Source organism: Paractinoplanes maris, from assembly GCF_023544465.1.
Lineage (GTDB): Bacteria > Actinomycetota > Actinomycetes > Mycobacteriales > Micromonosporaceae > Actinoplanes > Actinoplanes maris.
In genome coordinates, this window is sequence record NZ_JALPVL010000002.1 from 729,108 (window position 1) to 742,681 (window position 13,574).

Annotated in this window: 11 protein-coding genes; 4 read left to right on the forward strand and 7 right to left on the reverse strand. The window is 71.4% G+C overall.

Features of this window, described 5'->3' with window-relative positions; all coding sequences use genetic code 11:
- Positions 1-83 precede the first annotated feature (83 nt).
- A complete protein-coding gene (locus NAG42_RS08315; RefSeq protein WP_250029221.1) occupies positions 84-3,170 on the forward strand; it encodes an SNF2-related protein in 3,087 nt (1,028 codons plus the stop codon).
- Between the two features lies 1 nt (position 3,171).
- Positions 3,172-4,002 carry an SWIM zinc finger family protein gene (locus NAG42_RS08320; RefSeq protein ID WP_250029222.1) on the forward strand — a complete coding sequence of 277 codons (831 nt, stop codon included), beginning with the start codon at positions 3,172-3,174 and terminating at the stop codon, positions 4,000-4,002.
- A gap of 36 nt (positions 4,003-4,038) precedes the next feature.
- Here NAG42_RS08320 and NAG42_RS08325 read toward each other — a convergent pair whose 3' ends face one another.
- Together NAG42_RS08325 and NAG42_RS08330 are read right to left on the reverse strand one after the other, a co-directional pair.
- A complete protein-coding gene (locus NAG42_RS08325; protein ID WP_250029223.1) occupies positions 4,039-4,656 on the reverse strand; it encodes a Type 1 glutamine amidotransferase-like domain-containing protein in 618 nt (205 codons plus the stop codon).
- 61 nt (positions 4,657-4,717) lie between these two features.
- Positions 4,718-6,307, reverse strand: coding sequence for a beta-1,3-glucanase family protein (locus NAG42_RS08330; RefSeq protein ID WP_438872377.1), 1,590 nt, complete (start codon positions 6,305-6,307; stop codon positions 4,718-4,720).
- A gap of 143 nt (positions 6,308-6,450) precedes the next feature.
- On the opposite strand from NAG42_RS08330, the gene NAG42_RS08335 reads away from it, so the two are divergent.
- The gene (locus NAG42_RS08335; protein WP_250029224.1) at positions 6,451-7,407 is read left to right on the forward strand and encodes an aldo/keto reductase; all 957 of its coding nucleotides are present in this window, start codon (positions 6,451-6,453) and stop codon (positions 7,405-7,407) included.
- Positions 7,408-7,411: 4 nt separating this feature from the next.
- Positions 7,412-8,302 carry an AraC family transcriptional regulator gene (locus tag NAG42_RS08340; protein WP_250029225.1) on the forward strand — a complete coding sequence of 297 codons (891 nt, stop codon included), beginning with the start codon at positions 7,412-7,414 and terminating at the stop codon, positions 8,300-8,302.
- Here NAG42_RS08340 and NAG42_RS08345 read toward each other — a convergent pair.
- From NAG42_RS08345 to NAG42_RS08365, 5 genes are all read right to left on the reverse strand, one after another.
- Positions 8,291-9,106: a class I SAM-dependent methyltransferase gene (locus NAG42_RS08345; protein WP_250029226.1), complete on the reverse strand. Its 816-nt coding sequence runs from the start codon at positions 9,104-9,106 to the stop codon at positions 8,291-8,293. The two genes, NAG42_RS08340 and NAG42_RS08345, sit on opposite strands and share 12 nt — an antisense overlap.
- A 91-nt stretch (positions 9,107-9,197) precedes the next feature.
- Positions 9,198-10,667 (reverse strand): LPXTG cell wall anchor domain-containing protein, encoded by a 1,470-nt coding sequence (locus tag NAG42_RS08350; RefSeq protein WP_250029227.1) that lies wholly within the window; start codon positions 10,665-10,667, stop codon positions 9,198-9,200.
- A gap of 64 nt (positions 10,668-10,731) precedes the next feature.
- Positions 10,732-11,583 (reverse strand): menaquinone biosynthetic enzyme MqnA/MqnD family protein, encoded by an 852-nt coding sequence (locus NAG42_RS08355; protein WP_250029228.1) that lies wholly within the window; start codon positions 11,581-11,583, stop codon positions 10,732-10,734.
- Complete coding sequence (locus NAG42_RS08360; RefSeq protein ID WP_250029229.1) at positions 11,580-12,800, reverse strand: MFS transporter; 1,221 nt, start codon at positions 12,798-12,800, stop codon at positions 11,580-11,582. The genes NAG42_RS08355 and NAG42_RS08360 overlap by 4 nt, the downstream gene beginning before the upstream one ends.
- Positions 12,801-12,845: 45 nt before the next feature.
- Positions 12,846-13,433, reverse strand: a complete 588-nt coding sequence (locus tag NAG42_RS08365; RefSeq protein ID WP_250029230.1) for an ArsR/SmtB family transcription factor — start codon at positions 13,431-13,433, stop codon at positions 12,846-12,848.
- Positions 13,434-13,574 lie beyond the last annotated feature (141 nt).

Here is a 13,574-nt window from a genome sequence, read left to right on the forward strand (position 1 = left end):
CGGACGTCAGTGTGCCGGTCGCGTGGCAATGAGCACTTCGGGTGCCGCCTCGTTACTCTCGATGGGTTCTCCAGGGGGTGGAAGTGCTCGTCGTGCATGGCGGCTGGGTGCCGGGCGCGGACCGGCCGGGTCAGCTCGCGCTCTGGGCCGAGGACCCGGCCCTTCCCCTGACCACCGGCTCCCGGGCCCAGCAGCGGCCACATCCCTTCGCCGTCGCCGCCGAGGCGCTGCTCACGACCCTCAGCGAGTCGTCCGGGGACCTCGGCGACGCGCTCGCCCCGGCCACGGCCGGCTCGCAGGTCCTTCAGCTGCCCGGCACGGCCCGTGGCCCACTGCCCTCCCCCGACACCGGTGCCGAGCCCGCCACCCGCGGTGTCCGCCTCGCCCCGTGGGGCGTGCCGGTCCTGCTGGTCCCGGGCGACGCCGCGCTGACCGCGCTGAGTTCGCTCGCCGACCCCGATCCCGGCGGTTCCTGGCTGGCCTCCTCGTCGCTGCGCTATCTCTGCGTGCTGGCCGGTCACGCCTGCGACCTGGCCCGTCGTGGCCGGCTGCTGCCGCAGCTGGTGACCGAGGCCGGCGTGCCCGCCGCCCGGTGGCGCCCGGTCGTCACCGGCGCCGACGCCGCGACCTACCGCGACTTCGCCACCGCCATGCCGGCCGTCGTCCGGGCGGCCGGCGGCGGCGTGGCCGGGACGCTCCGGGACGCGCTGGCCGCGCTGGTCGACGGGGCCGCGCGAACGCTCATGCCCGAGCGGATCCTGATCGGGCACCGGGCCGGCCCCAAGGCACCGCTGCCCGACCGGTGGATAGCCGCGCTGACCGCCGACGACCCGGCCCTGCCCGGCGCCCGGCCGGCCGAGGAGCGCGACCTGCGGTCCGCGCTCGACGAGTGGCTGCGAGCGGCGCACGAGGCCAACGGGCCGATCCGGGTCAGCTTCCGGCTGCGCGAGCCGGCGCCGGAGACCGATCTGTGGGGCCTCGAGTTCGCTCTGCAGTCGGCCGAGGATCCCAGCCTCTATCTCCCGGCCGAGGACGTGTGGGCCGGCGGCCGCTTCCCCGGCTTGCCGCCGCGGCCCGACGAGACGTTGCTGGCCGGGCTCGGCCGGGCGGTGCGACTGTTCCGGCTGCTGCACGTCGCCCTGCAGGATCAGGAACCCGCGGCGATGGAGCTCGACACCTCCGAGGCGCACGAGTTCCTTCAGCAGGCGGCGCCGCTGCTGCAGGCGGCCGGGTTCGGCGTGCAGCTGCCGGCCTGGGCGGGCCGCAAGGCGGTCGGGCTCAAGCTGACCACCCGGTCCAAGTCGCGCGGCAGCGGGGCCAAGGCGATGGCCGATTCCGGCTTCGGGCTCGACGAGCTGGTCGACTTCCGGCTCGACCTGGTCATCGGTGAGGCCGCGGTCACCGCCGAGGAGCTGGCCGAGCTGGCCCGGCTCAAGGTGCCGCTCGTGCGGGTGCGCGGGCAGTGGGTCGAGCTCGACGACCGCCAGCTGCGGGCCGCCCTCAAGGCCGTCGGCCGGCGGCGCGAGGGCGAGCTGACCGCCGGTGAGGTGCTGCAGCAGGTCGTCGACGGGGGCGACGAGGACCTGCCACTGGTCGAGGTCGACGCCGACGGCATGCTGGGCGACCTGCTCTCCGGGCAGGCGGCCGAGCGGCTGACCCCGGTCCCGACGCCGCCCACCTTCCAGGGCAGCCTGCGCCCCTACCAGGAACGCGGCCTCTCCTGGCTGCACTTCCTGTCCCGGCTGGGCCTGGGCGGCATCCTGGCCGACGACATGGGCCTGGGCAAGACGGCCCAGACCCTGTCCCTGCTGCTGGCCGAGCGGGCCGAGACCCAGCCCGCGCCGGCCGCCGCCCCGGGTTCGTTAGCGGCCGCCTTCGTCGACGCGTCGATCGTGGCCCCGACCCTGCTCATCTGTCCTATGTCTCTGGTCAGCAACTGGCAGAAGGAGGCCGCGCGGTTCGCGCCCAGCCTCCGGGTCTATGTGCATCACGGCTCGACCCGGCAGCGCGGGGCCGACTTCGAGGCCGCGGTCGGCCACGCCGACCTCGTCCTGACCACGTACGGCACGGCCGTGCGCGATCTGGAAGCACTCAAGAGCGTCCACTGGGGACGCGTGGCTTGTGACGAGGCGCAAGCCATCAAGAACAGCGGGACGCGCCAGGCCCAAGCTGTCCGCGCCGTGCCCGCCCGCACCCGGCTCGCCCTCACCGGCACGCCGGTCGAGAACCACCTGGCCGAGTTGTGGTCCATCATGGACTTCTGCAATCCCGGTCTGCTCGGACCGGCCAAGCGGTTCCGGCGCCGCTTCCAGGAGCCGATCGAGGTGCGTCAGGACGAGGATGCCGCCGCCGCGCTCAAGCGGGCCACCGGCCCGTTCGTCCTGCGCCGCCTCAAGACCGACAAGACGATCATCTCGGATCTGCCCGAGAAGAACGAGATGAAGGTGTGGTGCACGCTCACCCCCGAGCAGGCCACGCTCTATCAAGCCGTCGTCGAGGACATGATGGAGGCGATCTCGGGCAGCGAGGGCATCCAGCGCCGGGGCAACGTGCTGGCCGCGATGACCAAGCTCAAGCAGGTCTGCAACCACCCCGCCCACCTGCTCAAGGACGGCTCGCGCCTGCCCGCCCGATCGGGCAAGCTGGCCCGCCTCGAGGAACTCGCCGAGGAGATCATCGAGGACGGCGACAAGGCGCTGGTCTTCACCCAGTACGCGGAATGGGGCTCGCTGCTCCAGCCCTATCTCGCGGCGCATCTGGACCGCCCGGTCCTTTGGCTCCACGGTGGACTGTCGAAGGCGAAACGCGACGATCTGGTCGAGCGGTTCCAGACCGACGACGAGCCGATGCTGTTCCTGCTCTCCCTCAAGGCGGCCGGCACCGGTCTCAACCTGACCGCGGCCAACCACGTCGTCCACTTCGACCGGTGGTGGAATCCGGCCGTCGAGAACCAGGCGACCGATCGGGCGTTCCGCATCGGACAGTCGCGCAACGTGCAGGTCCGCAAGTTCATCTGCACCGGGACGCTGGAGGAGAAGATCGACGCCATGATCGAGCGGAAGAAGGCGCTCGCCTCGTCGGTCGTCGGCACCGGCGAGGACTGGATCACCGACCTGAACACCGACCAGTTGCGCGAGCTGTTCGCGCTCGACCCGGCGGCGGTGCGCTGACATGCCGATCGATCGTGACGGCCGTTTCTTCGAGGGCGGCCGGGCCATCGAGGTCGAGGGCGGCATCGCCGTCCGGGCCAAGCGCGGCAAGATCGGCGAGCAGTGGTGGTCGCGCCGGTTCGTCGACGTGCTCGAGCAGATCTGCGACGGCGGCCGCCTGGCCCGCGGCCGGGCCTATGCCCGCAAGGGCCAGGTGATGGATTTCGCGCTCGCTCCCGGCCGGGTCACCGCGCGGGTGCAGGGCTCACGCCCCCAGCCGTACGAGGTCACGATCGAGATCGCCGCGTTCGATGAGACACAGTGGACGGAGCTGACGGAGGCCCTGGGCTCGCAGGCGCTCTATCGCGCGGCCCTGCTCGCGGGCGAGATGCCGCACGAGATCGTCGACCTGTTCACCGCGCACGAGGCACCGCTTTTCCCCGAGCGCCTGGACATCCGGTGCAGCTGTCCTGATTGGAGCGTGCCCTGCAAGCACGGTTCGGCCGTTCTCTACGTGCTGGCCGAGGCCTTCGACGACGACCCGTTCCTGGTGCTGGCCTGGCGCGGCCGCCCGCGGGAGGCTTTGCTCGACGCCCTGCGCGGCACCCCCGAGCCCACCCCGCCGGTGGATCCCCTGGCTGTCGACGAGTCCGCATTGGACGATCACCTCACCGACTTCTACACCCCCGCGATCAGCCTGAGCCGCCTGCGCGAACGCCCGGCCCGCGTCACCGCCCCACCCGAGCTTCTGCTCCGCGCCCTGGACGCTCCGCCGGTGCGTGTCCGCCACATCCCGCTGACCGACCTGCTCCGCCCCGCCTACCGCGATCTGGCCGCCCCACCCGACGCGTGACAGTCAGGCCGCGCCGAAAGGCTGGGCGCGTCGGGATCAGCACGTGCCCAGCGTAAAGGTGGCACCGGCGGCGTAGGGGGTCACCGCGTCCGGCGTGATGACGTGAACGGGAGAGGGACCGGCGTTGCGGGCCCGTGCGCCGTCGACGACGACACCGGCCGTCTCCGGGATCGCCAGCACGGTCGCGTTCTGCGCCCGGGCAACGGATTCCTGGTCGGCGGTGTAGTGCGGAAGGACCACGCAACCCGAGAGCAGGCCGGCGCCCCTGGTGTCGGTCAGGCCGATGTTGTCGGGGTCGAGGAGGCCGGCGATCGCTATGTCGGCGCCCAGCACGATGGCGCCCGCGCTTCCGCCGTAGACGTGCCCGCCGCGCCGGACGAAAGCCTGAAGATCGGTCAGCCTGTCCCGCACGGCGTGGAGCAGATCAAAGGTGTTCCCGCCGGGGATGACGACCACCTCCGCATCGGCCCAGGCGTCGACAAAAGTGAACCAGCCGCGGGGCTCCAGAGCCGCCTCGAACCACCGCCGCGTGTCCGGCCACTGTGGACGCGGCATGGCCTCGGGCCAGACAGCGAGGCGGACGCCGGGAAGAAAGACCTCGTCCCACAACGCGGACTCGTCGTGCTCGCTGCCGCCACCGCCGAGGTAGATCACTCCGACACGGTAGTTCTCCGCCGCGGACCGGCCCCAACCGGTCCGCGGCGGAGACGCGGGGTCAGCCCTTGCGCCACTTCTGGTTCGAGGCGCCGACGCAGTCCCACAGGTGCAGCCGGGCGCCGTCGTTCGGGTTCACTTCCTTGATGTCGACGCACCGGTTGGCCTGGGGGTTGACCAGGTCACCGGCGCCGTTCAGCACGAACTGCTGGGCCGCGGAGCCGTTGCAGGTGTAAAGCTGGATCGCCGTGCCGTTGGCCGTGCCCGCCGCCTGCACGTCCATGCACTTGCCGCCGGCCTGCAGCGTGCCGCCGGTGAAGGTCCACTTCTGCGCGCCACTGTTGTTGCAGGTCCACATCTGCAGCGGCGCACTGTCGACGAAGTTGCCGCTGGGCACGTCGATGCACTTGTTGTTGAGCGAGCTGATCACGGGCACGCCGGTCGGCTGCGGGGTCGAGCCGCCCCCGCCGGTGAAGGCGGTCAGGTGGATGCCGGCCGATCGCGGGTCCCCGTCGTGCACCAGCGACTCGAACGCGCCGACGTCGTCGAACGCGAACGCGTAGGCCTTGCCGTCCTGCATGTTCGCGTGGATGGCCTTGGCGTAGACGTTGGTCGGGTTGTTCTTGTAGAAGTCGGCCGCGTTGGTGCTGGGCTGGGTGTCGATCGTGCCCAGCGTGCCCCGGTTGAGCGCGGCGCACAACGTACGGGAAATCGGTCCGACGACCTGGTCGTTGGGGGCCGGCAGATCACCGTCGCAGCCCCACACCGAGGCCGATGACGGCCGGTTGAACTGCGCGACCTGCGCGCCCGCCGCATTGGTGAAGCGCATGACGTTGCCCGAGGTGCGGCCGGAGTAGCGGGTGTTGGGCTGGTCGCCGAACGGCACGACAGTCAGCGTCTTGCCCGTGTAGGCGTTCCAGGCCGAGGCGATGTAGGGGTCCAGGTAGGTCGTGCTGAAGAGCCCAGCACCCGCGGCCTTGCCTGGCGCGAGCACCCGCAGCACCGTTCCGTCCGAACGAGTACGGACCGTGTCGGCCCATCCCGACGTCCCGCGCAGCGTGTTGATGATGTTGTCCCGGCCGTTCGCGACCAGGTCACCCGTACGCCTGGACGCGCCCGACGCCCCGGTCACCGACACCGCGTGCGGCACCGCGAACATGTCGACCTGCGAGCTGTTGAGCCACAGACCGGCGTCGTTGTAGGTGAACTCGCTCCAGTCGAACAGGATGTTGGCGTTGGCGTCGCCGCCCGCCCACGGGGCCGGCTGCACCAGGCCGTCGGGGGTGAGGAAGAACTTGAGCTTCTCCCCGAGCGAGAAATAGACCCGGCCCGAGAAGCCACGCGGGAAGTTGATCGTGGTGCTTCCGCCGTTGCCGGCGCCGGGGATGGAGACGTCGGGCGCGGGCGCCGGGGGCAGCGCCCCGCCGGTCCACGGCGAGAAGGTGCCGCCCTGGTTGACGTAGCCGAGGCGGCCCGACGACAGCTGGACGCCGATGACGTAGAGGTGGACCGCCTCGCCGCGGCCGGAGTTGTTGGAGACGGTGACGGGCAGCAGGTTCGGTCCGATGGCCTGGGCCGCAGGTGGGGATATCGCGGCCACGACCGGAACGGTCATGGCCAGCGCGGCCAAGGCTCGCAAAAGGGTACGCACGGGGACACCTTCCGCAGAGGCGGGATGGGGGAGAGCGCTCTCAGAAAAGAGTCCTTTTTGTTTCGGAGGTGTGTCAATAGACGTAGACCTATGTCGTGGCGTCCCGGGCAAACGTCGGCACATTCGGGCATAGGGTTTGGTTCATGAGTGAGATGAGCTACCGCCGGTTGGGCTCCTCGGGCCTGGTCGTCTCCGTCGTCGGCATCGGATGCAACAACTTCGGCCGCAAGCTGGACGCCGACGGCACCCGCGAGGTCGTCGACGCCGCCTTCGACGCCGGGATCACGCTGTTCGACACGGCCGACGTCTACGGCACCCCGCACGGCGCCTCCGAGCAATGCCTGGGCGCGGCGCTCAAGGGCCGTCGGGACGAGGTCGTGGTGGCGACCAAGTTCGGGCTCGACATGGAGGGGCTCAACGGCAACGACTTCGGCGCCCGCGGTTCGCGCCGCTATCTCGTGCGGGCGGTCGAGACGTCGCTGCGCCGGCTCGAGACCGACTACATCGACCTCTATCAGCTGCACACCCCCGACCCGCAGACGCCGATCGAGGAGACGCTGGCCGCCCTCGACGATCTGGTCCGGTCGGGCAAGGTGCGCTATCTGGGCAACTCCAACTTCGCCGGCTGGCAGATCGCCGACGCCGACTGGACGGCGCGGGCCGGCAACCTGACCCCGTTCATCAGCGCGCAGAATCAATACAGCCTGCTGCACCGCGACGTCGAGACCGAGGTCGTGCCGGCCTGTGAGCAGTTCGGGCTGGGCCTGCTGCCGTTCTTCCCGCTCGACTCGGGCCTGCTGACCGGCAAATACAGCCGCGATCAGAAGCCCGCCGCCGGCACCCGGCTGTCGCTCCCGCGATACCAGCGCTGGGTCGACGGCGCCGACTGGGACACCATCGAGGCGCTCAAGGGGTTCGGCGCCGACCGGGGTCACAACCTGCTCGAGGTGGCGATCGCCGGGCTTGCCTCGCGGCCCGCCGTGAGCAGCGTCATCGCCGGTGCCACGACCGCCGAGCAGGTCCACGCCAACGCCCGGGCTGCCTCCTGGCAGCTGACCGTCGAGGACGTCGCCGCCCTCGACGAGCTGCTCCAGCGCTGACGCCGTGCCGCTCGACGACCTGTGCACTCTGCTGGATCGCCATGCCCGCCCGGACGGGCTGACGGGGATCGACGGCGTCCTGATCGGGCGGGCGACCCGCGCGTTCGAGTCGTCGGTCTCGATGTCCGGCACCGTGCTCGCCCTCATCGCCCGGGGCGCCAAGACGCTCGCACTCGGCGATCGCGTCTACGAGTACCGCGCCGGTCAATACCTGGTGGCGTCGATCGACCTGCCGGTGACCGGCCACTACACCGAGGCGCCGGCCCTCGGCTTCGGGCTGGTGCTCGATCCGGCCGAGATCGCCGAATTGCTGCTGCAGGCCCCGCCGGGCTCGCTGCCCGAGCCCGGCGGGCCCACGTCGGCGATTGCCGTGAGTGACGCCCCGCCCGAGCTGGTCGACGCCGCCGTACGGATGGTGCGGCTCCTGGAGACCCCGCGCGACATCCCGGTGATGGCGCCGATGATCCGCCGCGAGATCCTGTGGCGCCTGGTCACCGGTGAGCAGGGAGCCGTCGTACGCCAACTGGGGCCGGCCGGCAGCAGCGTGAGCCAGGTCGTCCAGGCGGTGCGCTGGATCCGCGAGAACTACCGGGAGTCGTTCCGCATCGAAGAGGTGGCACGCCGATCCGGCCTGAGCGTGTCCGCGTTCCACCGGCACTTCCAGGCGGTCACCGCGATGAGCCCGATCCAGTTCCAGAAACACATCCGCCTGCAGGAGGCGCGGTTGATGCTGGCCGCGCGGCCCCACGACGTCACCGGCGTCAGCCACCGGGTCGGCTACGACAGCCCGTCCCAGTTCAGCCGCGAATACCGGCGCCAGTTCGGCGAGCCGCCGAGCCGGGACGCCGCCCGCCTGCGCGGCGAGGCGGCCGGCGAGGCGATGTCAGTGCCGTAGGCCGGCCGCCAGCAGGGCCGAGGCGGGCAGGCCGAGCAGCCCACCGGCACCTCGGAAGGGGGCTGTGACCTCGTCGAACGCGGCGCGGATCTCGGCCACCACGGTCGGCGGCTGGTGGTCGAGGATCAACCCGGCCGTCGACAGGCCCGCGGCCGGGCCGGCCCACCAGTCCTCCGGGTCGATGCGCAGCGTCCACGACACGGTGGTGCAGGTGACCTCGGTCAGGCCGGCGTTCTCGAGCAGGGTCGTGACCCCGGCTTCCGTACGCGGGAAGTCGTTCGCCGGGTCGAGGCGGGGCAGCGCCGAGGGCCGCTCGGCGCCCGCCGCGTCGAAGATGTCGCCCCACAGGCGCTGGGCCGTGGGCGGTGGCGAGGGCCAGACGGTCAGCGCGACCCGCCCGCCGGGCCGGGTCACCCGCGCCATCTCGGCGACGGCCGAGGCCGGCTTGCCCACATGGTTGATCACGAAGTTGCCGACAGTCGCGTCGAAGACCCGGGGCGGGAAGGGCAGGACCGGCAGGTTCCCGAGCACGGTGGCGCCGGTCGGCAAGCGGGTCGCCGCCACGTCCAGCATGGAGGGCTCGGCGTCGACGGCCACGACGGTCGCGCCCCACGAGTGGGCCAGGGCAGCCACCGTGCCGGTGCCGGTGCCGACGTCGAGCAGGTGGCGCCCTTTGTCCACGCCGGCCGCGTCGAGCAGGGCGGTGGCCGGGTGGGCACAGAGACGGGCGAAGCTACGGTCGTAGGCGGCCGCGCGGCCGGCCCAGCGAGCACGCTCATGCCCGTCGAACTCGGGACTCTTCATGATCCGTCGGATGCTAGTAACCGCGGTCAACGCGGCCCGGAAACGGCTCAGGACCGCCCGGGTCCACCCCGGACGGTCCTGACGCGAACGATCAGAGAGTGGTGACGATCCGGCGGCGACGGAAGAGGTACGCCGCCGCGCCGCCCGCGAGCAGCAGCAATGCGCCGCCGAGCGCGACCCAGCCGGTCGGTGCCCCGGTGACCGGCAGGCCGCCGCCCTCGCCACCCTGGTCGGTGAGGGCGACCGTGATCGCGGCCTTGTCGTTCTTGTGGTTGTTGTCCTGCGCGCCACCGTCGACGACGACCGATCCGGCCGCGGACTCGTCACCGGTCAGCTTGCCGGTGAAGGCGAAGGTCGCGAGCTTCCCGGCGCCGAGGCCGAGATCGGCGACACAGACGTATTTGTGACCGTCGATCGTGCCCGGCTTCGAGAAGTCGCCGTCCGAGTCGGGCATGCAGAACGGGTCGACCTCGGTGAGCTCGACGCCGGCCGGGATGGTGACCCGGACCGACGGGAACCACTCGAAGTCCTCGGAGACCGGGATGACCGAGGTCGGGCCGAGGTTGCGCACGCCCACCTTGATGGTCTTGGTGTCACCGCCGGCCCCCGAGAAGGTGGCGCCGACCGCGGCGCTGTCGGCCACCGACTTGCCGACCGACACGCCGAACAGGGCGATGTTGTCCTCGAGGTTGAGGTCGTCGGGCTCCTCGTCGAGGAAACCGGAGGCCTTGCTGACCGCGTCGAGCGAGAGCGTCTTGCCGGACTTCTGCCGGGCCAGCAGCGCGGCGTCCTCGTCGTTCAGGCCGATGGCGACGGCGGCCGCCACGTAGGTGAACGGCCCGCCCGCGTCCTTGTTCACCCGGATCTTGATCGGGCTGTCGGCCGGGAGCCGGAAGGTCGCGCCGGGCGCGAACTCCTCGTCGAAGAGGCAGACGAGGCCGGACAGGTCCGCGTCCTGCTCGACCTCGTCGAGCGGCAGGCAATTGCGGTAGTCGCCGAGCGGGGTGAGACTGGGCTCGCTCATGACCACCATGCCCACCGTGCCGACGGTCTCGCTGCCCGCGTTGTGCACGGTGATCGGGACGGCGGCCGACTGGCCCCGGCCGATCTTCAGGTCGTCGATGGGCTCCAGCTCGAGGTCGATGCCGCCCTCGGAGCGCACGACGCTCACCTCGGACGTGAACGCGCCGACCCCGACCTCGAAGGCGGACACGAGCTTGTCGCCGGGCGACCCGATGGTGAAGGACAGGATCTTGCGGCCGTCGGCGGCGATGTCCCCGACCGGGCACGACGTCGCGTCGCAACCGGCGGGCAGGGCCAGCTTCAGGGCCGGGTCGACGTTCGCGAAGCTCACGACGACGTCCTTGACCGCCTCGGGGCCGAAGTTGACCACCTCGGCCCTGACGGTCTTGGTCTGACCGGCGATGACGGCGATCTGCTCCGGCACGATCACACCGACCATCGGCTCCTCGTCCTCGGGAGCGGCCTGCGCCGGGGCGGCGAGAACGCCGAGGGCCAGGGCGGCCAGGGCCGCCGGCAGTGCTATCGGGCGCAGGCGCATCAAATGTCCGTTCCTATGAACCAGCTGAGAGGTTCGCGGACCGTAGCGCCTGCGGAGATGAAGATCAAACTTCGGCGAAAAGAGGTCCTTCCCCGGGCAACGGGGGCACCTCACCGCGAGCCGCCGCACGCCGGGCGAACTCCCGAATCCCGGCGATCTGGCGCTCACCGAGCGAGAAATCCAGGACCCGGAAGTAGTTGGCCAGGGTCGCCGCGTCGAACGGCTCCCAGCGGGCGGCGGCGGTGGCGACCGCGTCGAGCTCGGTCAGGCTGAGGTCGCGCGAGCGCTGGAACGCCTCGTGCACATCCTTGACCACGCCGGGGTGGGCGGCCGCGAAGTCCTTGCGGACGGCCCAGACGGCGAAGACCATCGGCAGGCCGGTCCACTCCTTCCAGGCCTCGCCCAGGTCGGTGACCCGCAGACCGAGGCGCGGAGCCTCATACATCGCGCGCAGCGCCGGGTCGCCGATCAGCACGCCGGCGTCCGCCTCGATCAGCATCTGGGTGAGCTCGGGCGGGCAGCGGAAGTATTCCGGCTCGGCGCCGTACCGCTCGGCCAGCAGCATCTGGGCCAGCAGCACACCCGTCCGCGAGGTGGAGCCGAGCGCGACCGGGCGGCCGTTCAGCTCACCCAGCGGGCGGGTGGAGATCAGGTTGACGCTCAGCACGGGACCGTCGCTGCCCACCGCGAGATTGGGCAGGAGCAGCAGCTCGTCGGCGTGCCGCAGGTATTCGACGAGAGTGATCGGGCCGATGTCGAGGTGGCCGGCGACCAGGTCGGCACTCAGCCGGTCGGGCGTGTCCTTGTGCAGGTCGACGTCGAGCAGAGCGCCGGACCGCATGAGACCCCAGTAGATCGGCAGACAGTTGAGGAACTGGATGTGCCCGACCCGGGGCCGACCGGCGCTGTCGCTCATGCACCGACGCTATCCCGCGCTGCCGCGGTAGTGCTCATGACCGGATCCGAAGGTGGCTCACGTCGCACCACGACCAGCGCTGCCAAGGTTGTGACCAGGCCAAATGTGCCCACCGCGGCGACCAGGAGCCGCGCGTCGAAGTGGTCGACGAGAGGACCGGCCACCAGCAGGCCGGCCATCCCGGCGCCCTGGACAGCGGCGTTCAGGGAGGCGAACGCACGACCGCGAGCGGCCCGCGGCGTCCGCCCGGCCACGATCACCATGATGAAGACGTTGATCCCCCCGTTGAACACGCCGCCGGCGATCCAGAGCGGGATCATCCAGAAGGGCCCGGGGACCGTCGCCGCCACCGGGACCGGCAGGCACGAGCCGGCCACCACCAGCAGCAGGGTGAGCACGGTGATCCGGTGCGCGGGCACCCGGCTGAAGACCACGTTGCCGAGCAGCATGCCGGCCGTCCACGACGCCGCCACCAGGCCGAAGACCGTGGTCGAGGCACCGAGCGTGTCCCGGATGAAGAACACCTCGACCACGCTGATCGCGCTGACGCCGGCCACCACCGTGGCCAGCACCCCGACCATCACGGTGAGCGTGCGGTCGTCGCGCAGCCGCCACGGGACGAGTCCCGCCTTCGCGCCCACCGACCCCCGGCGACGCGTACGCAGGACGAGTGCCGCCCCGACCAGGGCCAGATAGCTGGCCGCGTCGATCAGCAGCGGCAGCCGGGCCCCGCTCTGCCCCACCAGCACGCCGGCCAGGGCGGGCGCGACGAGCATGCCGATGTTCCCGGCGGTCTGGCTCAGGCCGCTCGCCCGGGGCAGATCCCGCGGGTGCACCATCTCGGGCAGCAGCGCGCCCAGCACCGGCTGGGTGAAGGCGAGCCCGCAGGCCAGCAGCGCGACCAGCCCGATGATCGCCACCGGATGCCCGGTGAAGGCGAGGGCCAGGCACACGATCGCCTGGAGCAGCGGCACGACGGTCAGGACGGCCCGGCTGTCGACCCGGTCGGCGACGCGGCCGGTGATCGGCGCCAGCAGGGCCAGCGGCAGGCTCGCGGCGAGCATCAGCCCCGAGACGGCGAGCCCGCCGTGCCCGCTCCGGGCCAGGACCAGCGCGAGCGTGGTTGCCGCGAGGAAGTCACCGCAGACCGAGACAGCACGCGACCCGGCCACGAGGTAGACGTCGGCCCAGCGCGACTCGCCAGATGTGAAGGACATACTTCGAAAGTAATCCTTCACATCTGGTCCGCGCCAGACCCCGGCTCAGCCTTTCTCGTCGTCCGGGAAAGCCATGAAGCCGACGTGGACCGGCCGGGCGCCCTCGGGTGCGCCGTCCTGCCGCTCCCGGAAGCGGTACGGCGCTGTGAGCTCGGTGATCTTGTCGCTCAGGACCCGGAGCTCCTCGGCCGTCATCAACAGCTTGTGGCTGGTCATCGTGCCGACGTCGCGCCACTGCTCGGGCTCGGCGGGCTGCCGCCGGATCCATCGCCGGGCGCGGTCCACGTCCCGCTCGAGAAAGATGTCGACCAGTGCCTCGGTGGCCGCGGCGGCTCCCGGCTGGTCCCGGTCGGCGTCGATGCGCAGGCCCGTGCTGGTGCTCTGCCAGACGCGCTCGCGCCCGTCACCCCGGCTGGCCGCCTGCTCCACCAGTCCATACTTGGCCAGCTCGCGCAGGTGGTAGCTGGTCGCGCTGGGCGACAGCCCCACCAGCTCGGCGGTCTCGGTCGCCGTCACCACGGCCCCGGTGTTGTTCAGATATTCGACGATGGCGATCCGGGCCGGATGAGCCAGTGCCCGCATGACCTGGGGATCGGTGATCCGCACCCCGCCGCGCCCAGCGTCGTCACTCATGCCGCCATTGTCCAACGGCGGTAATTCGGTGGAACAGGCAGAGCACGGGGCGTAACGTGGACCGCCGCTTGACGGCCGTGGTGAGCATGCACCGCAGCGGACGTCCCACCGCGCCGAGTGGCGACGGATACGCCCCTTCGG